This window comes from Novosphingobium sp. SG754, from assembly GCF_013149315.1.
GTDB classification, from domain to species: Bacteria; Pseudomonadota; Alphaproteobacteria; order Sphingomonadales; family Sphingomonadaceae; genus Novosphingobium; species Novosphingobium capsulatum.
Window position 1 is genome coordinate 54,528 of record NZ_JABGCC010000005.1, and the last position, 22,292, is coordinate 76,819.

Here is a 22,292-nt window from a genome sequence, read left to right on the forward strand (position 1 = left end):
ACAGCGGCGTGACCATATACCAATCAAAGGATGGCAAAGGCTGATAGGTTGGAACGCCTCGACGTTCGTCGTACAGAACTTGAAACGGAATATATGGCAGCGCTGATTGATGCCTTGCGCGTTACGGCTGCAGGAAAATGGGGCCTTTTTGATCACAACGCAGACCGCTGGTCGCGCAAGGCTGTAGCCCCGATCATCGAAAATTTGGCTGAAATCGGTCAGGCGATCGACCAAATGAGAGAGCAGCTCGGCATGCCGCCTTTCGCGCTTCAACAGGAATTCCTCGCATCTCGTGGGCCTGTCAAGTCGGATGCAGTAGGCGAGCCCAAGCAGGCGCAAGCTTGGCTGGATCGGCTGGACAGCCGGTAAGAGGGATATCCAACTCTAAACGGGTGGTCATGTATGCCAGGACATCGGGTTCGGCATCGTCCATCAAAGTCGCCAGTCTTGGGAGCCTCGGACGCATCTGGTCGGCGACGGAACGCCATTGCTGGGACTATCCCCGCGCGTACGGGGGAAACGTTTGAAGGTCAGCCATGGATCAGGCGCTCACGGGACTATCCCCGCGCGTGCGGGGGAAACAGCGGCGGCACCGATGGCACCTATACCGGCACGGGACTATCCCCGCGCGTGCGGGGGAAACGCAATCGTGGGCAATGTGTAGGTCGGGGCCGTGGGACTATCCCCGCGCGTGCGGGGGAAACGGGCAGTGGGGCGGCAAGACCTGCACGGCGCTGGGACTATCCCCGCGCGTGCGGGGGAAACTGCCGGTCGAGCAGATCGAGCACATGAAGAAGGGGACTATCCCCGCGCGTGCGGGGGAAACCCTGCTATACAACATTCTGTTCACAAAGGGAAAGAGCCGACGCATTGTGCAAGCGGTGCCGTCGACCCTTGTGCAAAAGCGGGTGGCGGGTAGCGTTGTTTCGCGGCAAAGTGGGGGGCATGTCTAGCCCCATTCCACGCGCCTGGGCCAAGTTGGCTGATGAGCTGGCGCATCGGTCAGCCCTGCCGCTGACGGATCACGGCGGCGATGTGGCGGCAGTGTTTGCCCAACTGGTGGCGCAAGGGCATTGGCAACGCTTGCTGAACCGCGCGGCGGAGCGGGAACTGGGCGCGCACGATGTCGCGCGGCTGTGCGTGCTGGCCTATCTGCACGATCTGGGCAAGGCCAACCGGGGTTTCTGGTTGCGGCAGTTTCCCGGCGCGCGCCTGGTTGGGCACACCCGCGAAACAGCGCCCTTGCTGCGCACCGACTTGCGGCAAAGGCCCGAAGTGGCGCCGTTGGTTGCCATGCTGCGCGACTGAGGCTGTGGCGAACACTTTGCCGCTGTGATGGCGCACCATGGCACGCCGCTGAATGCCTATTCGAAACGCGAAGGCGCCCTGGCGGTAGAGCAGCCGATCATTGCCCGGATGCGGAGCGAATGGGCCGCGCGCGACGGCTATGATCCGCTGGCGCAACTGGCTGCGTTGCTTGGTGATGTGGCGGCGCGCTTTCCTCTGGCCTTTGCGCCGGGACCGCCGCTGCCGCCGGCACCGGCCTTTGTCGCGCTGCTGGGCGGATTGGTAACCCTGGCCGATTGGCTGGGATCAGACACCGCGCTGTTTCCCGTGGCCGGCCCGCATGATGCGGCGCGCGAAGCGTTGCGCCGCGATCATGGTCCGCGGGCCATTGAAACGCGCGGGTTGGGCGATTGCGCAATGCCCGCTGCCACGTTCGAGGCGCTGTTCGGCTATCCCCCGCGCGGCGCACAGAGCGAAAGCGATGCGACAGACCTGGGCGCGATTGCCGTGATCGAGGCGGAAACCGGTTCGGGCAAGACCGAGGCGGCACTGTGGCGCTGGCTGGCCCTGCGCGCGGCGGGGGCGGTAGATGGGCTCTATTTCGCACTGCCGATCCGATCGGCGGCGGTGCAATTGCATGGCCGCGTCAATGCCATGCTGCAACGGCTGACCGGCGGCACGGTGGAAGCGGTGCTGGCAGTGCCCGGCTATATCCGCGCCGGAATGCAGGATGGGCGGCGCGCGGCCGACGAAGCGGGCTTGCTGCCGGGCTTTGCCGTGACCTGGCCCGATGGCGGCGCCAGCGAGGCGCGCTGGGCGGCCGAACAGCCCAAACGCTATCTGGCCGCGCGCGTGGCCGTGGGCACGATCGACCAGGCGTTGATGGCCGGGTTGCAGCTGCGCCACGCCCATTTTCGCGCCACCATGCTGGCGCGCAGCCTGCTGGTGGTGGACGAAGTGCATGCCTCAGACCACTTCATGGGCGAAACCTTGCGCGCGGTGCTGCGCAACCATTTGGCGCTGGGCGGGCACGCCCTGCTGCTATCAGCCACGCTTTCGGCCGAAATGCGCGGGCGGCTGCTTGATCCGTTTTCGCCCGCGCCGCCGCTGCCCGATCTGGCAGAGGCGCAAGCCGCGCCCTATCCCGCGCTGTCGGGCATGGCGGCCGCACCCCGCCCGGTGCGCCAGGCAGACGCGCGGGCCAAAGTGGTGGCCTGGACCGCACAGCCGATCATCACCGATGCCGCCGCCATTGCCGCACAGGCCATCGCCGCGGCGCGCGCAGGCGCCAGTGTGCTGGTTATCCGCAACAGCGTGGCCGGCGCCGTGGCCGTGGCCCAGGCGGTGGCAGCGGCCGCGCCCGATCTGGCCTTTGGCATCGATGGCGTGGCCACGCTGCACCACGGGCGGTTTGCCCCCGACGATCGCCGGCTGCTGGATCGCGCCGTAGAGGCGGCCTTCGGCAAGGGCCGGGCGAGCCGTGGGCAGATCCTGTGCGGCACCCAGACGCTGGAACAGAGCCTGGATATCGATGCCGACCTGCTGCTGACCGACCTGGCCCCGATTGACGTGCTGTTGCAGCGCATCGGCCGCCTGCACCGGCACGATCGCGCCGACCGCGGCGCGTTTGCGCGGGCGCAGGCGCGCATCCTGGTGCCTGCAGAGCGCGATCTGGCGCGGTTCATGGCGCGCCGCCTGCGCGAGCGACATGGGCTGGGCCCGATCAAGGACGCGCAGGGGGTCTATCCCGACCTGTTGGTGCTGGAGGCCACCTGGCGCCTGATCGAGCGGCAAGCCGAGATTACCATTCCCGCCGACAACCGCCGCCTGGTGGAGCAGGCGCTGCACCCGCAGCAGACGGAGGCGCTGGTGGCCGAACTGGGCACCGCCTGGGCCAACCACGAAGCGACCCTGCTGGGCACCGCCTATGCCGAGCGCGGCACCGCGCGGGACTGGACTTTCGATGTGGCGCAGCCGTTTACGCACCTGCTGTTCCCCGAAGGCAACGAAGCGCTGGCCACGCGGCTTGGCACCAAAGACCGCCTGGTGCGGCTCGACCCGGCACCGCCCGGCCCGTTTGGCCAGGCCGTGGGGCACTTGACCGTGCCGGCGTGGATGGCGCCGGGCGTCGCGACCGAGGAAGAGGCGGTAATCGTGGCAGACACACCCGCGCTGGTGTTTACCCTGGGAGCACGGCGGTTTGTCTATGATCGGTGGGGGTTGCAGGCCACACGCGACATCGCGCCATAATGGTGCGAAACTGAGCGAACAAATACCGTGCATCACTCGACACTATTCGTAAAATATTGTTTTCTTGAACCTGTACGGGGCCATTCAAGCCAGAACGCAAGAGCCATTCTGGCTGTAGTATGGTGGGGGCATCATGATTCGCTGGCAGGGGGAAGACGGCGCGCTTCAGGCCGACGATCTGTTCGGCATCTTGGCGGCGATGGCGCGGGGGGAGATCATGTCTTTCCCTGCGCTGCGGCCGCACCAGCAGCAGGCGTGGCATTGCTTTGCGGTGCAGGTGGCGGCGATGGCCCTAATTGCCGCTGGCAGGGCAGACTTGCCCACGGCGGCAGCGGATTGGCGCGCGTTGCTGCTCGGCCTGACGCCGGAATGGCCCGATGGCGAGGCCTGGGCTTTGGTGGAGGAGGACTGGCAAAAGCCCGCCCTGTTGCAACCACCGCTGGTTTCGCCTGCCCATCGCGCCGACTACAAAAAGGCGCTGGCCACGCCGGATCAGCTCGACATGCTGGTAACCTCGCGCAACCACGATGTGAAAGCGGCGCGGATGCTGGGCGGGGCGCAGGATGACTGGCTGTTTGCGCTGGTCACCTTGCAAACCATGGAAGGGTTCCTGGGCGCGGGGAATTACGGCATCAGCCGGATTAACGGCGGCTTTGCCAGCAGGATGGGCCTGGGCCTGCGCCCGTCGGGCAATCTTTCCGCCGCCTTTGCCCGCGATGTGCACTGCCTGGTGCAGGCCAGCGGCGATCCGCAAACCGGCGCGCACTGGCGGCACGGGCCGGGGCTGTTGTGGACCATCCCGTGGGATGGTGCCGCATCGCTGGCGTTCACCCGGCTCGACACGCTCTATGTGGATGTGTGCCGCCGCGTGCGGTTGCAGCGCGATGCCAACGGCGCGATCACGGCCCTGGCCGCCGGATCGAAATCGGCGCGCGTCGCCGGGGTGGAAACGGGCAAGAGCGAAGATCCCTGGGCGCCGATCCGCCTGCGCGACAATGCCAGCCTGACCGCCTCGCCGGCCACGTTCGGCTATCGCAAATTTGTCGAGCTGCTCGATCCGGCCAAGGTGCAGCGCCCGTTGCTGGCCCGCCATGCCGCCGGCGATCGGCCGCAGGGGATGGTGCTGGTGGCCCAGGCGCTGGTGCGCGGGCAGGGCAAGACCGAGGGGCTGCACCGCCGCGAAGTGCCGCTGTCGGGCACGCGCGAAAACGATGTGTTCGAAACGGAATACGTCGATCGCATGGGGCAAGTGGCGCAAGGCCGCGCACAGGAAGCCGGTGCCGTACGGCAACGCCTCCGCTTGGCCTGCTTTGCCCTGGTGCAGGGTGGGCCGGCCCAGGTGCGGCTTGATGATAAGGCCGCAGAAGCCAAGCTCGATCCGTGGATCGGCCATTTCGACCTGGCCGTGGACCGGGTGTTTTTCGACGCGCCGTTCTGGGCCGAATTCGACGGCAAGCCGGAAAACCATCGCCTGGCCTGGCGCGAAACGCTGCGCGCGATCGCCCGCGATGTGTTTGCCTTGGCCGCCGCGCAGGCCCCGCGCACCGATACCCGCCGCGTGCGCGCACTGGCCGTGGCGCGCAACATGCTGGAAGCCACCCTGGCCGCCTATGTAAAGGAAGCCCGCGATGCAACCTGATGAAGCGACGCCGCCCGCCGAGAAAGACCCGGTGGCCTCCATCGGCGGGCAGATGCCACTGCTGTCCACCGGCGAGCGGGCCGCGCTGCGGCGCACGTTCCTGACCAATTCGGCCCAGGCACAAGGCGTGCTGATCGGGCTGCTCCACCGCGCAGCCCTGCCCGATGCGGCCTGGCGCTCGCCCGCGGCCCTGCAGCGCTGGCGCCTGCTCGCCCATGTCGCGGCCACGCTATCGGGCACGGCGGCGATCAACCCCCATGCGCCGGGCCAGCGCCTGGGCCGCGCGCTGCATGCTGCCGGCTATTCCGTCAACCGGCTGATGCGCCTGACCACGGCACGTGGGCCAGCGCTGATCGACCAGGTGGTGCGCGCCGCGCGCTATCTGGCGCAGGCGGGGCAGGCGCCGGTGGACCTGCGCCCCATTCGCGCCCTGATCGGCGACGATCCCGACCGCGCCGAACGCGCCCGGATCGACATCGCCCGCGATTACTTTGCCGCCGAATATGCCCAAGGGAGGGACAGCCAATGACCCCGCGCTTCATCCAGATCCACTTCCTGAGCGCCTGGCCCGGCGTGCTGCTCAACCGCGACGATGCCGGCCTGGCCAAGCGGCTGCCGTTCGGCCCTGCCGTGCGCACCCGGGTTTCCTCGCAATGCCTCAAGCGGCACTGGCGCATGGCCGACGATCCACGCGCACTGCACCAATTGGCCGCACAGGAAGGCGTGGCCAGCCTGCGTACCAAGCTGGCGATCGAGCGCCTGGTGATCGAGCCCTTGCGCGCGCGCTATCCGCAAGAGGCGGTGGACGCGGTGCAGGAAGCGTTCCTGACCAAGTTCTATGGCAAGAACGCCAAAGACCCCAAGCAGCGCCAGGCCCTGCTGTTTGGCGAGGCGGAAATCGCCTGGATGCGCGGCAATGCCGAAGCCATCCTGAAAGACGCCCCCGACAGGAAAAGCGCCGAGGCCGGGGCCGCTGCGTTCTTCAAGGAAGAAAAGGCTAATCTGGCCGCCTTTGGCAAAAGCGTGGCTCTGGCCGCCGGGCTGGAAGCGGCGCTGTTCGGGCGCATGGTCACGTCTGACGTCAAGGCCAATACCGATGCCGCGATCCACGTCGCCCACGCCTTTACCGTCCACGACGAACAGCCCGAACTGGATTACTTCACCGTGGTGGACGACTTGCGCAACCGCGAGGACGATGGCGATTCCGGGGCGGCGGGGGTGTTCGATACCGAGCTGACGTCAGGCCTTTATTATGGTTACGTGGTGGTGGACGTGCCGCTGCTGGTGAAAAACCTGACCGGGTGCGCCATGGCCGATTGGGCCGGGGAACAGGATCGCACGCTTGCCGCGCAGGTAGTGGAAAACCTGGTGTGGCTGATCGCGGAAATCTCGCCGGGGGCCAAGAAGGGTTCCACCGCTCCCTATAGCCGCGCCGAGCTGGTGCTGGTCGAGGCGGGCGAGCGCCAGCCCCGCTCGCTGGCCAATGCGTTTCGCCAGCCCGTATCGCTGGCCCCGCATCACAACGAAAGCCTGGGCCGGCGCAGCGCCGATGCCCTCGCCGCGCATCTCGCCGCGCTCGATGAAACCTATGCCACGGGCGAAGTGCGCCGGCATCTGGCCTTGCCCGATCTCGCCCTGCCCGGGGTGGACCGCCTGCCGCTAGCCACCCTGGCGCAATGGGCGGGCGGCCTGGTGCGCGCTGCGCAAGCGTGATGGCGGCGCATCTCGTCCTGGCGCTCGATGCGCCGTTGATGAGCTTTGGCGGCGACATGGTCGATGCCTATGGCGTGGTCCGCGATTTTCCGGCGCGGTCGATGATTGCCGGCCTTGTCGCCAATGCCCTGGGCTGGGACCGCGCCGATGGCGACGCGCACCAGGCGTTGCAGGCGCGGCTGATCATGGGCGCGGCGCGGGCGCGCGAGGGGCAGCGCATCCGCGATTTCCAGACCGCCAAGCTGGAGGCGGCCGACCAGGGCTGGACCACGCGCGGCGCGCCCGAAGGCCGCGCGGGCGGTGCGAGCACCTATGACAGCCCGCATATCCGCTATCGCGATGCCGATGCCGATGCCCTGGTCGTGGTGGCACTGCGGCTCGATCCCGCCGAACAGGAACCCACGCTGGATCAGGTGGCGCAGGCGCTGGAACGGCCGGCGCGGCCCTTGTTCCTGGGGCGCAAGCCGTTCCTGCCTGCCGGCCCGCTCTTGGCCGGGCGGATAGAGGCGGCCACGGTCCCCGATGCCCTGCGTGCCGCCCTGGCGCTGGTCTGCCCGCAGCAGGCCGCACCGGTGCGCGCGCAATGGCCGCTGGGCGAAGGGCGCGTGGCCCACGATCGCGTGGCGGAATGGACCGACGAGCGCCACTGGCCGGGCGGCGTTCACGCCGGTTTGCGCCGCGTCGTGCTCGGGCGCCTGGCGCCGCTACCTGCCGTGCAAGCGGAGGCGCAGAGCAAGGGGCCGGATACTGGGGGGATCGGCGCATGAGCGGGCTATACCTGGTGCGCCAGGGCATCGACCAGGCGGCCCTTGCCGCCTTCGCCATTGCGCGGGGCGCATCCGACGATGACTATGGCTATGCCCTGCATCTCGCGCTGCGCATCCGCTTTGGCGAGGCGGGGCCGCAGCCGTTCCGCATGGTGCAAGGGCCAGGCGCCGCGCAGGCCGCGCACCTGATCGGCTATGCCCGCGATCCCGCCGCGCTGCATGCGGCGCTGGCCCTGCCGCCCGCCGACCCGATGGTCGAAGCGGTCTTTGCCGGAGATCCGCAAGTGCGCGCCATGCCCGAGGAATGGCGCAGCGGCGCGCGCTATCGCTTTGAAGTGCGGGTGCGGCCCGTGGTGCGTTTCGGCGCCCGCCGCCGCGCCGCGCGCGCGGCCGACCGGCGGGCCTGGCAGGGCCGCGCCGGGGAAATAGACGCCTTCGTGGCCGCTTGTGAAAAGGCCCAGGGTGAAGCGCCGCTCGATCGGGAAGCGGTCTATTCCCAATGGCTTGTCCAGCGGCTTGATGGGGCCTGCGCACTCGAGCACGTGGCATTGCGCCAGATGCGCCGGGTCAACACCGTGCGGGCGCGGCATGGCGGGCGCGGGCTTCATGCCAGCGAAACGCCCGAGGCGGTGTTTGCCGGAACGCTGGTGGTACAAGACCCCGACCGGTTTGCCGCGCTCCTGGCCGGCGGGGTAGGCCGGCACGCCGCCTTCGGCTTTGGCATGCTTACGCTCGCCCCACCGGGGCCAGCGCCGCAGGGGGGATAGGCGCGATGCTGGCCGGGCGGCTCGGACTGGAAAAGGCGCATATTCCCCATGTCGATCGGCATGGTCTGGTGTGGCTCGATCGCGGGCGCCTGGAAGTTGAGGCCGGATGCCTGCGCTTCGTCACCGCCGGCGGCGGCGCCCTGGCGGCAAGGGATTACCAGATTCCGCACCAGGCGGTTTCGATCGTGCTGCTCGGGCCAGGATCGAGCGTGACGCACGATGCCTTGCGCCTGCTCGCGCGGCACGGTTGCGCGCTGGCGGCCATCGGCGAAGGCGCGGTGCGGTTCTACACCGCGCCGCCGCTCATGCCCGACAGTTCCGCCCTCGCCCGCGCCCAGGCCCGTGCCTGGGCCGATCCGGCACAGCGCATGGCCGTGGCCCGCGCCATGTATGCGCTGCGCTTTGGCGAAATCGTGCGGACGCGCGATATCGAGGCGCTGCGCGGCCAGGAAGGGGCGCGGATCAAGCGCGCCTATGCCCTGGCGGCCGACCGCTTCGGCGTGCGCTGGGCCGGGCGCCATTACGATCGCGCTGATCCGGAAGGTGGCGATCTACCCAACCAGGCGATCAACCATGCCGGCGCGGCGATGACTGCTGCCGCCAGCGTGGCCGTGGCCGCCGTGGGCGCCATTCCGCAGTTGGGGTTCGTGCACGAAGACAGCGGCCAGTCCTTCGTGCTCGATATTGCCGACCTGCACCGCCACGATGCCCTGCTCGACATCGCCTTTGGCGCCGTGGCCGAAGCGCGCGGGCAGCCGATCGAACGGGTGGTGCGCCAGCGCGCCGCGCGCCTGTTCCGCCAGCGCGGAATCATTCCCACGATGATCGACCAGATCAAGAGCCTGCTGGCCCAGGCGGACGAGGCCAGGCCCTGATGCCGCTGGTCGTGGTGATCACCCGCGACGTGGAAGACCGCTATCGCGGCTACCTCGGCTCGATGATGCTGGAACTGGCGCCAGGCGTCTATGCCCAGCCCCGCATGTCGGCCCGCGTGCGCCAGCGCCTGGCCGATGTGCTGGCAGACTGGCACGGCCGCCTGGGCCGGGGCAGCATCGTGATGTGCTGGGCCGAAACCGCAGCCAACGGTGGCCTTGGCCTGCGCACGTTCGGCACGCCGCCCAAGGACGTAGTGGCCCATGACGCGATGTTGCTGGTGCGCCGGCCATTACCGGAACAGCCCGAATCCCGGTGAATTTGCTCTTTCCTATTGTAAACAAGATGTTGTATAGTAGGGTCTCCCCCGCACACGCGGGGATAGTCCCCGAAGAAGCGGAGGCCTGACCATGGAACATCAGTCTCCCCCGCACACGCGGGGATAGTCCCATCATGCGGCCGATCACGCCGGCGCCGCCGGTGTCTCCCCCGTACACGCGGGGATAGTCCCGCATCCAGCAGTCGAGCGAATTCCTCTCCTCGGTCTCCCCCGCACACGCGGGGATAGTCCCTCGTCCGATCGGTGCAGCGGCGTCATGAAGAAGTCTCCCCCGTACATGCGGGGATAATCCCGGGGAAAGTCCGGCCTCGGGCATGGCGCGCATGTCTCCCCGCACACGCGAGGATAATCCCGCCTCCCGATGCGCCCGATAGTGATCGGCCAAGTCTCCCCCGCACCAGCGGGGACAACATTCGCGCGTCGCGCAGTATCCGCCATGCGGCGCCCCCTGCGTCTTGCCCAACTCCCCCTTGCCCGCTGCCACGCAGCGGTGGCATGAGACGGGCATGCCTGCAGATCTTTTCCGCGCTCGATTTCACGCCGTTGGCCAACGCGGTTACCGGCTTGCGCGAGGGGCTGGTGCGCTTTGCCACCGATGAAAGCGATACGCAGATCCGCGACGGGCTGATCCAGCGCTTTGAATTCACCTATGACCTTTCGCACAAGATGCTGCGCCGGGTGATCGAGGCGGGGGCCGCCAATCCCGAAGAGGTGGGCCGCATGACCTTTCCCACTCTGATCCGCACAGCGGCCGAACAGGGGCTGACCGGGGCGGACTAGACCGATTGGCGGACGTGGCGCGAGATGCGCAACATCGCCTCGCCCATTGCGGCGTCGCCACCTCAGACAGAGCACACCCCGTATCCGTTCGCCCGCGCTAACTGCCAGAGTAGCAATGAATCGGGATACACTTGATCCGAAGCCATCGGAATGGCCTAAGACCAAGCGCGCAGGGTCAGGCTGGTGTCTGCAAGCCGGCCTGATCATCCAGCGCCAGCGCGCGGATGGCGGCGGGACGGCTGCGGCACCGTTCAATATAGGCGTCGAAGACCTGGTCAGCCGGGAACGCCTGGCGGCCAAACGCCATGGCGCTGCTGATCAGGAAGTCGGCCCCTGTGAACGTCTCGCCCATGACATAGGGCCCAGCCTCCAGCGCGGCGCGCAAACGAGCGATCACCGCGTCATGGTTGCGCTGCTTCTGCGCCGATCCGGCCAGTTCGCCAGCCATTCCGGCAAACAGCGCTGGCTCCAGTTCGGTAGCATACCATGCGATCCAGGTGAGATAGTCGCCCCGGCCGCCTTCGGCCGGCGCAGGAGCAAGCCCGGCCTGCGGAAAGGCGTCGAGCAGGTACAGCACGATCGCAACCGATTCCGCCAGCAGCCTGCCATCGTGGACGAGCGCCGGCACGCGCTTGTCGGGATGGGGATTGGCAGGGTCGCCCTGCCCTTCCCCGGTCATGGGGCGGAAAATGGAAACCGGGCGGATCTCGTAGGTAACCCCAAGCTCCTCCAGCAACCAGATCATGCGGGACGAACGCGATTGGGGCGCGTGGAACAAGGTTATCATGAGGCAGGTCCTTTTCGATCGGTCGAATGGCTGAGCGGGTTTCGCAGAGCGATTTCGCTTGTAGGACCACCCTGCTGACAGCATTCTGTCAGCAGGAGGCGGCAGCATGCGCAGGGCAGACCGATTGTTCCAGATCATCCAGATTCTGCGCCGCTCGTCCCGGCCAGTGACGGCCGCCGAGATCGCGGGCGAATTGGAAGTCTCGCAACGCACCGTCTATCGCGATGTCGCCGATCTGATCGCGCAGCGCGTTCCCGTGCAGGGCGAAGCCGGATTCGGCTACATCCTCGACGATGCATTCGACATGCCGCCACTGATGCTGACACCCGACGAGGTCGAAGCGGCAGTGCTCGGCGCGCAATGGGTCGCAAGCCGGGGCGATCCGGTGCTCGCCAATGCCGCGCGCGACCTCATCGCGAAGATCACCAGCGTCGTTCCCGATCGGCTGCGGCCGCTCATTGCCGATCCCGCGATCGCCGCCCGATCGACCAAGCCGCCGCCGGTGCCCGATCGCATCGACCTGGCGCGCACGCGTGAATGGATACGCGAAGGCCGCAAGATCGCGATCGATTATCTCGACCAGCATGGCGAGCCAACCCGGCGCATCGTCTGGCCGATCATCCTGGGCTTCCTCGACGACACGCGAATGCTCGCCGCATGGTGCGAGCTACGCCAGGATTTCCGGCACTTCCGCGCCGATCGCATTTCCGCCGCCACGTTTCTCGAAGACGGTCATGGCGTTCGACCGGCTACGCTTCGCCAACGGTGGAAGCGGGATATGACAGAGAGGCACGAGGCCGGGAGCGCGCGATGATCGACTGTTCCGTGGCATGGACCGCGCCAGGTTTCATCGGGCGCGGCTTCGAGCAACCTGTATCCGGTACGAAATTCGAACAGCGACCGCTCCGCTATGGCGCATCTGATCGACGTGGTAGCCGCATCGTCGCGCGCGAGACTGCTTGATCGGCATTGTTGGCTGCGCCGCCAGTTCGATCCTGCATTGAGCCAAAGCTCTAGGACCTTTGGCCAACCGCGCTTCCAGACACCCTATCTCGGCGCGCGCCAGCCTTCCACTTTGCCTTCATCGGCATTGACGCGCAGCAGATCTCCCATTGCGACCAGATTGAGGGGGTCATAGTCGAAGTCGGTGAGCGCCGGAACGCGCAGGACCACCGCTCCCAGCGCCGCCTTGGTCGTCGTCACGTTGAACAGCAACGCGAGAGGGGCGGTGCCGGCTAGCCGCGTCATGTGGAAAATCGAAGACCAGCCAGACGACCCCTTCGCGCCGGGGAACACCAGAATCTTGCCAGCAAAGCTGACGCCGTTGAGTTCATGGCGGCTTTCGATCACCTTGCCGGCCATGGGGTTGACGCCACCCCAGCCGGAGATTGTGTCGCGGGTAACCAGCGCTTCGCCAACCGTGATCCCGGGAACCACGCAGCGCCCATGGATCACGTAATCCGGCGCACGGGTGGGCAAGGCAGTGGCGCTCATGCGAGGCCTCCACGCCAGACACCGGTACAGGCTGCGTCGATGCATTCGGCGGTCGTGCCGAACCAACCTTCGATGCCCATGATCGCCGGGAGGTAGTGCGTCTGCTTGGCACTGTCGAACGCGGCGACCCGGGTGCCGGGCGGGACTGCCTGGCTGATCGCCGAGCAGGTGTCCGTCATCAGCATAGCGCCTGCCGCGCGCAAGGTGGCAGTGTGTCCCCCCGCGTCGGCCGTGGCCTTAACCGCGCGACTGGTGAAGATCCATAACGCGCAATTGGCATGGACCCTGCGGCCCTCGATCAGCCGTGCCGCCAGCACGATTTGTTCGATCGAGTAATGCGGACAGCCGAGCATCACGAAATCGACTGCCGTGTTCTGCCCGACGCTGTTGAGCGTTTCCCAGGTGCGCCGCCGCGCCTGCGCGTCATAAACGAAGCGCTCGCCGCGTGGTGGCCCGCCAAATGCCGTTTCGAGATCGCGCGCTTCGGGCGTGATGCCAACCATATGGTACATCTCCACCCCGCCCGACGAGGCTGCAGCCGCGCCAAAATGCTTGTGCCGGATCAACGACGGGTTGGTGATGGCGCCCGAGAGGACCGGGATCGTGTCTTCCACCGTCGCGCCGGTGAAGTAACCCAGCAAGCCCCAGTCGAACACGTCGTCCACCGACACCTGCACGTCGATGGAGTGCTGGCCCAGGCGGTAAGCGTCGCGATGAAAACCCCAGTTGGGAATGCGCTTGGCCAGCATGGCCGCGCTGGTCGATTCCCGCCCTTCACAATTGGTACGCCCGCCCACGACCGAATTGCAGAAGACCACCGCGCTCGATTCCATCCAGGCGCAGTGCTCACCCATTACCGGGACATTGCCGGCAAGATAGGGGGTGCAGGTCTTGAGCAACTGGATGCCGTGCGCGGCGACCTGTTCCTCGTCGTAGCGGAAGTTCGCGTTGGCGGCTTCGGTCATGCCCTGCTCACGCCACAGTTCGGGGTCCATGCCGCCTTGGAGGTGGCAGGAGAACGCGTTCATCCGCGGCACGTCGACCACGTCGTCGGAATCGAGGTCGAAACGCGAGAAGACTGCGCGATAATCGCCACCATCGGCTGCGTAGTATTCCTTCATCCACGGCGATGCCGAGCCAGGCACCCCGGCGACATTGTTGGTCTCGACAAAGTTTTCGGCGCCCAGCGCGTCGGCATAGCGGACCAGGAGTGCCATGGCGCGAGCCACAGCCGGGCCCTGCTCGCCATCGAGCATCGCCTGTTCCTGGGTGGTAAGCGTGACCATGTCGGCTCCTTCCATCTTGTAGCAAGCTATCTTTTTGGGCCGAACTTCCGGTGTGGGAAGCTGGAGGTTCAGCGCATGGCGTCGAGGCGCTTGAGAATGCGCGTGAGCACGTCGACGGTGACGGACAGCTTTTCAGGTTCGATCCCGGCCAGCACGTCCCCACGCAGTTCGTTGGTGATCGCCATGATGTCTTCGATGGCCTTTTGTCCGGCGGGGGTAATGCGGTTGAGCGTGACCCGCCGGTCTTCGGTGCTCTGCTCGCGTTCGATCAGCCCGTCGCGGGCCAAGGCGTCGAGCATCCGCACCATCGTCGGGCCCTCTACGCTGATCAAGCGTGCCAGATCACCCTGGGTCAGCGCTGCATCAGAATAGGCCACGTGGAACAGTGTTTCCCAGCGTGCCATGGTCTGGTTGAGCGCCTTGATGCGATCATTGGCGACCTTACGCCACAGCCGCCCGGCGACAACGATTGCACGGGTGACGCGGAACAGGCCATCGTCGGTGCTGTCGCCGCTGGCGCGGCGATAGCGCATCAGGTGACGCTCGGATGCGTCGGTGTCAAAGCCGCCAGGCAGGTCGATCTCTTCGCGCCGCCGGCCAGGTCGTCGCTGCGCAGGCGCCTTGGGAGGAGCAGCCTTGGGGCCGCGCTTGTGATCGGTGCGGTCGCGCGTTCTCGCCTTGCCGTCGGTGTCGTCCATCGTCGTCACCATGCCCGAGGCCGGCGGGATTGTATAGTCTGCTACCGAAGCGGGCGCAGCAACGCGAGACCGGGGCCGGGCCACGGCTGGGTTAATCCCGCCCGCCGACCGGCAGGTCGAGCAGCACGGCCCCGGTTGCCATGGGTTGCACGTCGCGCCGATAGATGCCCAACCAACCATCGGCTGGCACCGGGAAGGCATTGCCCGGCGCGGGCCGGCGCGCCAGTTCATCGGCCGCCACAGCCAGATCGAGGCGCCGCGCGGCGACGTCGATCTCGATACGGTCGCCGTCGCGTACCCTGGCAATCGGACCGCCGACGGCCGCCTCCGGGGCCACTTCGGCAATGGTCAGGCCCTTGAGGCACAGGCCGGAAAGCTGGCCATCGGTGATGAACGCGACATCGCGCGCGAGACCCGCCGCATCGATCGCGAACAGCACGATCGACGCGCCGCCACCCATGGCCGGACCGCCTTTCAGGCCTTGGCCGCGCAACACCAGGACGTCACCCTTCTGCAACTCCCCTGCGGCGATGGCTTTCATGGCGCTCGCGGTATCCTCGAACACGCGGGCCGTGCCTTCGAATGCTTCGGGCCGGGTGCCGTCACGGATGCCCAGCTTGACCACCGCGCTTTCGGGCGCAAGTGAGCCCTTGAGGATCGCGATCGAGGGTCCATCGGAGACAGGACGATCGAGCGGACGGATGATCTCGGCATCGACGATGGTTGCGTCGGCAAGATCCTCGCCCATGGTACGGCCCGACGCGACCAGCACCTTGCGATCGAGCAGCGGTTCGAGTTGCTTGAGCATCGCGCGGGCGCCACCGGCGTCCTCGAAGCCCTCGATCCGGACTGGGCCGTTGGGACGCACCGCGGCGAGTGTGGGCACCTTGCGCCCCACTTCATCCCAGATGGCAAAGAGGTCGGCATCGACTCCGCCTTCGGTCGCCGTCGCCTGCAAGTGCTTGATCGCATTGATCGAGCCCGAGACCGCCAGTACCATGGCGGCAGCATTGTAAAATGCGCCGGGCGTCATGATCCGGCGCGGGGTCAGGTCCTCGCGTACCATCTCGACGATGCGCGCGCCGGCTGCGCGGGCCGCGTCGAACATCTTCTCGCTGTTGGCCCGCACCGGTGCCGATCCGGCGATGCACATACCCAACGCCTCCACCACGCAATGCATCGTGTTGGCCGTGGCCATCCCGGCGCAGACGCCGGGGCCGCGGATGGCATTGCGGGTCACATCCTCCATCGCGTGCTTGCCGGGCTTACCCAGGCTGGCACCGACGCCGCCCGAAAAGAGGTCCTCGATATCCACCGGATCGCCATCGACCATGCCCGATGCCTGGTAGCCGCCAATCACCAGCAAGGTCGGGATATTGAGCCGCATCGCCGCCATCAGGTGGCCAGGCGGGGTCTTGTCGCAGCTGGTCAGGCAGACCATGCCATCGAGCATCGCTGCTTCGACCTGGGCCTCGATATCGTTGGTCACGAGATCGCGTGCAGCCAGAATATAGCTGCCCTGGCGTCCGGCTCCGGTGATGAAGTCGGAAGGGGCAGTCGTACGCACTTCGAAAGGCACGCCCCCGGCAGCGCGGATCGCGTCCTTGACCACTTTGGCCACACCGTCGAGGTGGGCAAAGCAAACCGCCAGTTCTGACGAAGAATTGACCACGGCGATCTTAGGCTTGAGAAGGTCTGCATCGGTAAGGCCGAGGGCGCGCCAATGGGCCTGGCGGACGGGCGAGTTGGCGGCAAGGCTGCGCAGCGGGCGTTGGGATTGCGGGTCGGGAGCGGTCATGGCCGGCCTTTCAGGACGTGGGGGAGAGAGAGGGGGCGGGAGAGTTTGCGATCGCCGTGGCGCGCTGCTCACGGCCGACCACCAGGGCGATGCCGAACGCGGCTAGCGCCAGCACCACGGGGCAGATCGCGAGGATGGCAAAGCTGGTCACCACTGGCAGGCCCGAGGCAAGCACCATGCCGCCCAGGATTGGCCCGGCGATGCCACCGATCTTGGCGACCGATGTGGCCCAGCCCGAGCCGTTGGCGCGGATCGCCGTGGGATAATAGATCCCGGCGATCGACAAGATGCCGAAATGGGCCCCGCCAACCAGGCTGGTGGAGATGACCGACAACACGAGGAACGCCGTGGAGCTCAGGGGAACGAGCCCGATCAGCAACAGCACCGGCGCGGCGAGCGCGGGGAAGAAAGCAACCGCCAGCGCGCCCTTGCGATCGGTGAAGCGCATCAGCAGCAGCCCCAGCACGGCACCCATCAGGCCCGAAAACGACGAGACATAGGCCGCCAGATCACGGGTGAAATGCAGGTCTTCATAGACGATCGGGCCCCAGTTCGCCTTGAAATAGACGGCCAGCGTGCTGGCGATGTAGCCCAGCCACAGCAGCGGCGTGATCCACCGCAGCCGCCCGGTAAACAGCTGGCTGACGCGGAAGTTGCCCGATGCCACGCGGGCCTCGTCGCCCAGCACGAATTGGTCGCTTGCCGTTGCGCCGAGCCCAGGATCGATGCGGTTGAGCGTGGCAGCCAGGCGCACAGGATCACGGTTGCGCGCCACCAGGAAGCGCACGGACTCGGGCAGCCAGACGAACAGCGCCGCCGCAATCGCCAACGTCGCGGTGCCGCCCGCTACGAACACCCCTTCCCAGCCAAAGCGCGGGGCCAGCCACACCGTTACCGGCCCGGCGAGCGCCGTGCCCAGGCTATAGCCCATCATGATCACCGTCACGACGGTGGAGCGGAGCCGGGTGGGCACGTATTCGATGTTGAGCGCCCAGGCGAGCGGCAGCATCCCCCCGATCGCGAAACCGTCGAGGAAGCGCAGCACGAGCAGCGCTTCATAGGACCGGGCGAGCGCGGTCGCGGCGGTGAGAATCCCGAAGGCCACTGCGGCCAGCGCAATCGTCTGGCGCCGGCCGCGTCGGTCACCCAGCCAGGCCAGGACAAAGCCGCCGATCATCATGCCGAGCAGGCCGGCCGAGAAGACGTTGCCCAGCATGGGCTTGGTCAGCCCCAGTTCGTCGCGCATGTAAGGTGCGGTGAAGCTGATCATCATCATGTCGAAGCCATCGAACACGGTTATCAGCCATGACAACGCGATCAGGCGGTAATTGAACGGACCAAGGCCGCGTGCGTCGATCACGCGGGCAACGTCGATGGTCCTGCTGGCCTTTCCCATTCAGGGATCCTTTCCCGGCTGGCCGGCTTGGCGCGCGACCTTATCCTTCGAGATTTGCTGCAATCTTTTGGCGTAGCAAGCCCATGTCGACCTGGTGGACCGATCCCGACCCGGCGATCGTCAGGGCGTGGGCTGCGGCGGCCCCCATGGCGATGCAAGGTCCCATTACCCGCACCGATGACAGCGCGGTGGAATCAGCGTCGATGCAGCGCCCGACGGCAAGCAGATTGTCGGCCCCAGCCACTGCAAGCGAGCGCAGCGGTACGGTATGGACATGGTCGGGCCCGAAGGTTTCCCAGACATAGCCCTCGCGGTTGTGGTGCTGCTCGAGCGGCCAGGAACAGCGCGCGATGGCATCGTCGAAACGCGTCGCAGCGCGCACTTCGGCGGTGGTGAGATGATGCGTGCCGACGATCCAGCGGGTCTGGCGCACGCCGGGCAAGCCATAAGCACGGACGCGGGCTTTGCCGAACGCCTCGGGAAATTCGGCCCGCAGGAAGACCAGCGTCCGGTCGGCCTGCTCCTTGCCGTCGATCTGCTTCTCGGCGGCATCGAACGGGTCGAGCGGGGTTTCAATATGCGTCATGTTGACCATGGCGACGTCTGTCCCGGGAAATGTCGCGGCAAAGCCATCGCGCCGCATCATGCCGTAGTGCTCGCCACGCTCGGCGATACGGCGCGCCATGGTGTCCCAATCAGGCTTGTGCGTGTCGTCGATGCCCTCCACGATCAGCATCTGCGAGCCGTAGATCTGCCCCTGGGCCTGGACTCGGCAGTCGAAGCCAGCCTGCCAGGTCAGCGCCGCATCGCCCGATGCATCGATGAAGCCCTGCGCTCGAATGCGCACGTCGCCATGGCGCGTCGCGATGTCGAGCGCGGAAATCCGCCGCCCCTCAACGTGGACCTGGCGGATGATCGCGCCGGTCAGCGGCTGGACGCCGGCGGCAATGACGGCCTTCTCGACCCAGCGACCGAGGGCGACTTCGTTGTACATCACCACCTTCATCACCCCGCCCTGGATGATGTGAGCGTCGCCATTGGCCGTCAGTTCCGCGATGATTTCGTCGGCAATCCCGTGGGTAAGCTGGCGGCCGTCGATGCCGGGGGTATAAAGCCCGCAGAACATGCCGATGATCGAATTGACTGCCTGGCCGCCCAGCGACGGCAGGCCATCGACCAGGATCACGCGATTGCCGGCCCGCGCGGCCTCGATCGCCGCCGATGCGCCCGATGCGCCAGAGCCGACCACGCAGATGTCACATTCCCGCTCGATCACGGCGGGCGCGTCGCGGCGGGAAACGATGCGGGTCTCAGGGTCGAAGGGGCGTTCGAGCATCTTGGCATAATCCGTTTTCAATAAAGGAGAAAAATCCCGAGGCGCGGGAGGAGGAACGCCCCGGGCAAGGTGGGAAGCAATCAGAACGAACCGCGCACTCCGGCCTTGAAGGACTGGCCCACCGGGTTGAACAGTACGTTGTTGCCCGAGCCGTTGGCGCCGGGAACGCGCGGGGGTTCGGTGTTGAAGAGATTGTCGACGCCAAAGAACACGTCGAACTTCTGCGCCCCCTGCTGGCGGATGCGGAACGTGGCCAGCAGGTCGACATAGGTCTTCGAGGGTACGCTGTTGGTATTGGAACTGGTCGGCGCGCCAATGGCATAGCCATCCTGATCCGGCCCGATGAAGGCGGCGTTGTAGAAGCCCTTGTTGATCCAGCGAACATGGGTCGAAAAGCTGAACCGATCCGGCAGATCGAGAGTGACCATGCCATCAACCGTCCAGTCCGGGATGCCCGGGGGCGTGCCGGCGCGCAGCCCCGTCTGCCCGGCGCGTTCGGTAGGGCCAACCGCATCGACAGTGATGAGATCGATCACGTTGCTGGCGAGCACCCGGGTGTTGAGGCTGGCCTCACCGCCGATCGGCTGGCGATAGGACACCTCGATATCGAAGCCGCGCGCGATCAGCTTGTTCACGTTCTGCTGCGTATCGACGATGTTGGTGATCGCGCCCGAGGAATCGCGGGTTACCAGCGAGCAGCTGAGCGGATCGCCCTGGAAGCAACGGGTGACGATGTTCTGCTGGCCAAGTGTGCTGATCGCATCCTTGATCTCGATCCGGTAATAATCGACCGAGGCGCGAAAGCGGCCCAGGAAGCCGCCCCTCGGCTGAATTACCGCACCGACCGTAAAGGTATCGGCCTTTTCGGGCTGAAGATTGGGGTTGGAGCCTTGCGTAATGGGAGCAACCGTTTGCACCCCACCACGTGCCGGGTCGGTGAGAATCCCCTGGGTTTGCGTGGTCGGACCGAACAATTCCGATACATTGGGCGCGCGAATGTCGCGCGAGCGCGTGGCACGCAGGCGCAGCGCTTCGATCGGCGCCCACGTGCCGCCGACCTTCCACGTCGTTACACTGAGGGAACTCGACGGAAAGAAATCGCTGGAGCGGTTGTAGTGCGTGCGCCGCACCGCGCCGTTGAGCCCCAGTTCGTCAAAGAAGGCGACATGACGCAGGATTGGCGCCTCGATTTCGCCATAGCCCTCCGCCACGGCGATCCTGCCCGAGATCAGCGAGCCACCACCGGTGAAGAAGCGGTTGGTGCGCGACAGCAGGTCGGCATCGCCCTTGACCGCGTCGTTACGGTATTCGCCGCCCACCGCTATGCCCAAGGGCCCACCCGGCAGATTGAAAAGCGAACCGGTCACATTGGCTGCGGCCACATGCTCTGTCGTCACGTTGGTCTGGTAGCCATTGGCGGTGACGTAGGCCTTGGCCGCGGCAAAGGTCGAGCCATTGGCATAGCCGAACGGATTGAGCGGAACGCAGGCGGGATCGTCGTTGGCGGCGGAGGCATCGGCATTGATGCGGCAGGTCGCAGTCCCGTTGACCGAAACGGAATCGATCGCGTTGAGGAGCCGCGATGTGATGGTGCCACCGGTAAGATCGCTGCGGAAGCTGTTGCGCCCGAATTGATAATAGGCATCGGCTTTCCAACCGCCGCCAAGGTCGTAGCGCGCCTGGACGACAGCGCGGATCACGTTGTTGCGCACGTGGATCTGGGCCGGCCCGATATCGTCAAAGCCCTTGCCCAGGGTGAAGCTGGTCAGCCCGCTCGTGGCCAAGATAGTTGGAATGTCGAGCGTCGGGTCATTCGAGCGGGGCAGGAACGCGTTGTCGGAACGGATAGTCAGCGCCGTGTTACGATAGGCGACGGCGCGGTGCCAGCCTTCCGCATGGCCATAGTTGCCAGTGAACTCAAGCGTCAGAGCAGGGCTCGCTTCCCACGTCAGATGTGCCATGGCGTTGTAGCGTTCGGTCGGCGAGACGATCGGAAAATCGAAGTAGATGTTTTCGCCAGGGCCATCGCTTTCACCACCAACCTGGTAGAGTGAATTGACCAGCGATCCGAACTGGAAGCGCCGCGGGGTGCCATCGCGGCCGAACGTGATGCCGTCGATCGGGCGCAAGGTGGGAACCGCTTCGCCGGTGTAGGCAGAAGATGGCGGGGTGGTCACCCCGTTGTACGAGGCGGACCAGGGGTGAACATTGCTGAGGATGTTGTTGGCCGGCAGGCCGGTCTGGCCGGGGTTCCGCCCCCAGTTGATCTGGCCGTTGGCGCACCATTCGCGCACGCGGCAGGCTTCTACCCCGTCGTTCGCCTCGTATTCACCGCCCAAGATGAGATGGGCACGATCACCGATCGCCCAGCCGCCGGCGATGCCGATCTGGCGCGTGCTGGCATCACCGTACTTGGAAACGCCCGCCTGCGCGTTGAAGCGATAGCCGGTAAGCTTCTTGTCAAGCAACAGGTTGACCACGCCGGAAACTGCATCGGAACCATAGACCGCCGAGGCGCCGCCGGTGACCACTTCGGCCCGTTGCAACAGGATCGAGGGGATCATGTTGGTATCGACTGTGGCTTGCGTGGTGGACGGCACGAAACGCTTGCCATCCACCAGCGTCAACGTGCGAACTGAACCTAGGCCGCGCAAATCGAGGATGCGTCCACCCACATAGCCGGCGGCTGCGGAAAGGCCGGTCGAGGCAGGGGTCTGCGTCGAGCGGAAAGCGGGCAGCTCGTTGAGGGCATCGCCGATGTTGCTGGCACCACGCTCGGCAAGCCGCTCCGCGCCCATGACGGAGACTGGGGTAGGCGCATCGAAGCCACTGGCAATGCGCGTGCCGGTAACGACGATTGGGCCGCCCTCCGCGGCGTTGACGTCATCGCCCACGGCCCCCTCGTCCGCCTGCGCCGCAGTGGCGGGCGGCACGGCAGGAAGCGACTGGGCCAGGGCTATGGCCGGGACGCTCGTGCCGGCCAGTGCGATGATGGAAACAAGCCCGCGGCCGGGCCGGTCACAAAACGCCATCCTCATATCTCGATCCTCTCATCGGGTATCTTCCCGTTGAGTCGCAAGC

19 protein-coding genes, 1 pseudogene and 2 CRISPR repeat arrays are annotated in these 22,292 nt (G+C 66.4%); of the genes and pseudogenes, 12 read left to right on the forward strand and 8 right to left on the reverse strand.

All coding sequences use genetic code 11. From position 1 onward, the window contains the following. The first annotated feature begins 30 nt into the window (after positions 1-30). The 11 genes and pseudogenes from FHW97_RS13385 (at position 31) to FHW97_RS13435 (ending at position 10,416) form a co-directional block, all read left to right on the forward strand. A complete protein-coding gene (locus FHW97_RS13385) occupies positions 31-369 on the forward strand; it encodes a hypothetical protein (protein ID WP_168353190.1) in 339 nt (112 codons plus the stop codon). Positions 370-492: 123 nt separating this feature from the next. Then, positions 493-826: direct repeats of the CRISPR family, unit length 29 nt; unit sequence GGGACTATCCCCGCGCGTGCGGGGGAAAC. Between the two features lie 119 nt (positions 827-945). Beyond that, a pseudogene (locus FHW97_RS22085) lies at positions 946-1,599 on the forward strand (CRISPR-associated endonuclease Cas3''); the annotation flags it as partial. A gap of 105 nt (positions 1,600-1,704) precedes the next feature. After that, entirely contained in the window at positions 1,705-3,537 is a 1,833-nt protein-coding gene (gene cas3 / locus FHW97_RS13395) for a CRISPR-associated helicase Cas3' (protein ID WP_253941804.1), read from the forward strand. 133 nt (positions 3,538-3,670) lie between these two features. Then, positions 3,671-5,176 carry a type I-E CRISPR-associated protein Cse1/CasA gene (locus FHW97_RS13400; protein ID WP_168353193.1) on the forward strand — a complete coding sequence of 502 codons (1,506 nt, stop codon included), beginning with the start codon at positions 3,671-3,673 and terminating at the stop codon, positions 5,174-5,176. After that, on the forward strand, positions 5,166-5,705 hold the full coding sequence (casB, locus tag FHW97_RS13405) for a type I-E CRISPR-associated protein Cse2/CasB (protein WP_054132021.1): 540 nt from the start codon (positions 5,166-5,168) through the stop codon (positions 5,703-5,705). Before FHW97_RS13400 ends, casB begins: the two co-directional genes overlap by 11 nt. Next, positions 5,702-6,889: a type I-E CRISPR-associated protein Cas7/Cse4/CasC gene (gene cas7e, locus FHW97_RS13410; RefSeq protein ID WP_168353194.1), complete on the forward strand. Its 1,188-nt coding sequence runs from the start codon at positions 5,702-5,704 to the stop codon at positions 6,887-6,889. Before casB ends, cas7e begins: the two co-directional genes overlap by 4 nt. Beyond that, the gene (gene cas5e, locus FHW97_RS13415; RefSeq protein WP_054132116.1) at positions 6,889-7,656 is read left to right on the forward strand and encodes a type I-E CRISPR-associated protein Cas5/CasD; all 768 of its coding nucleotides are present in this window, start codon (positions 6,889-6,891) and stop codon (positions 7,654-7,656) included. The genes cas7e and cas5e overlap by 1 nt, the downstream gene beginning before the upstream one ends. After that, positions 7,653-8,423 (forward strand): type I-E CRISPR-associated protein Cas6/Cse3/CasE, encoded by a 771-nt coding sequence (locus tag FHW97_RS13420; RefSeq protein ID WP_168353195.1) that lies wholly within the window; start codon positions 7,653-7,655, stop codon positions 8,421-8,423. The genes cas5e and FHW97_RS13420 overlap by 4 nt, the downstream gene beginning before the upstream one ends. Before the next feature lie 5 nt (positions 8,424-8,428). Further along, entirely contained in the window at positions 8,429-9,298 is an 870-nt protein-coding gene (gene cas1e / locus FHW97_RS13425) for a type I-E CRISPR-associated endonuclease Cas1e (RefSeq protein ID WP_168353196.1), read from the forward strand. After that, positions 9,298-9,615: a type I-E CRISPR-associated endoribonuclease Cas2e gene (gene cas2e, locus FHW97_RS13430; protein WP_022678301.1), complete on the forward strand. Its 318-nt coding sequence runs from the start codon at positions 9,298-9,300 to the stop codon at positions 9,613-9,615. The genes cas1e and cas2e overlap by 1 nt, the downstream gene beginning before the upstream one ends. A gap of 41 nt (positions 9,616-9,656) precedes the next feature. Continuing rightward, positions 9,657-9,989: direct repeats of the CRISPR family, unit length 29 nt; unit sequence GTCTCCCCCGCACACGCGGGGATAGTCCC. 142 nt (positions 9,990-10,131) lie between these two features. Beyond that, a complete protein-coding gene (locus tag FHW97_RS13435) occupies positions 10,132-10,416 on the forward strand; it encodes a nucleotidyltransferase substrate binding protein (RefSeq protein WP_168353197.1) in 285 nt (94 codons plus the stop codon). A gap of 175 nt (positions 10,417-10,591) precedes the next feature. Here the strand turns inward: FHW97_RS13435 and FHW97_RS13440 are convergent, their stop codons facing one another. Continuing rightward, entirely contained in the window at positions 10,592-11,203 is a 612-nt protein-coding gene (locus tag FHW97_RS13440; RefSeq protein WP_168353198.1) for a glutathione S-transferase family protein, read from the reverse strand. A gap of 124 nt (positions 11,204-11,327) precedes the next feature. Here FHW97_RS13440 and FHW97_RS13445 point away from each other — a divergent pair, with 124 nt between their 5' ends. Next, positions 11,328-12,017: a YafY family protein gene (locus FHW97_RS13445; RefSeq protein WP_253941783.1), complete on the forward strand. Its 690-nt coding sequence runs from the start codon at positions 11,328-11,330 to the stop codon at positions 12,015-12,017. A 233-nt stretch (positions 12,018-12,250) separates the two neighbouring features. Here FHW97_RS13445 and FHW97_RS13450 read toward each other — a convergent pair whose 3' ends face one another. The 7 genes from FHW97_RS13450 to FHW97_RS13480 all read right to left on the reverse strand — a co-directional run bounded on the left by FHW97_RS13450 (position 12,251) and on the right by FHW97_RS13480 (position 22,249). Further along, positions 12,251-12,697 (reverse strand): aconitase X swivel domain-containing protein, encoded by a 447-nt coding sequence (locus FHW97_RS13450; protein ID WP_168353199.1) that lies wholly within the window; start codon positions 12,695-12,697, stop codon positions 12,251-12,253. Further along, entirely contained in the window at positions 12,694-13,983 is a 1,290-nt protein-coding gene (locus tag FHW97_RS13455) for an aconitase X catalytic domain-containing protein (RefSeq protein ID WP_168353200.1), read from the reverse strand. Before FHW97_RS13455 ends, FHW97_RS13450 begins: the two co-directional genes overlap by 4 nt. Before the next feature lie 68 nt (positions 13,984-14,051). Continuing rightward, positions 14,052-14,681 carry a MarR family winged helix-turn-helix transcriptional regulator gene (locus tag FHW97_RS13460; protein WP_158441935.1) on the reverse strand — a complete coding sequence of 210 codons (630 nt, stop codon included), beginning with the start codon at positions 14,679-14,681 and terminating at the stop codon, positions 14,052-14,054. Positions 14,682-14,772: 91 nt separating this feature from the next. Then, on the reverse strand, positions 14,773-16,479 hold the full coding sequence (locus FHW97_RS13465) for a dihydroxy-acid dehydratase (RefSeq protein ID WP_168353201.1): 1,707 nt from the start codon (positions 16,477-16,479) through the stop codon (positions 14,773-14,775). Positions 16,480-16,489: 10 nt separating this feature from the next. Then, positions 16,490-17,875 (reverse strand): MFS transporter, encoded by a 1,386-nt coding sequence (locus FHW97_RS13470; RefSeq protein WP_022675332.1) that lies wholly within the window; start codon positions 17,873-17,875, stop codon positions 16,490-16,492. A gap of 40 nt (positions 17,876-17,915) precedes the next feature. Further along, on the reverse strand, positions 17,916-19,211 hold the full coding sequence (locus FHW97_RS13475) for an FAD-dependent oxidoreductase (protein WP_168353202.1): 1,296 nt from the start codon (positions 19,209-19,211) through the stop codon (positions 17,916-17,918). An 80-nt stretch (positions 19,212-19,291) separates the two neighbouring features. Beyond that, the gene (locus tag FHW97_RS13480; RefSeq protein ID WP_168353203.1) at positions 19,292-22,249 is read right to left on the reverse strand and encodes a TonB-dependent receptor domain-containing protein; all 2,958 of its coding nucleotides are present in this window, start codon (positions 22,247-22,249) and stop codon (positions 19,292-19,294) included. Between the last annotated feature and the right edge of the window lie 43 nt (positions 22,250-22,292).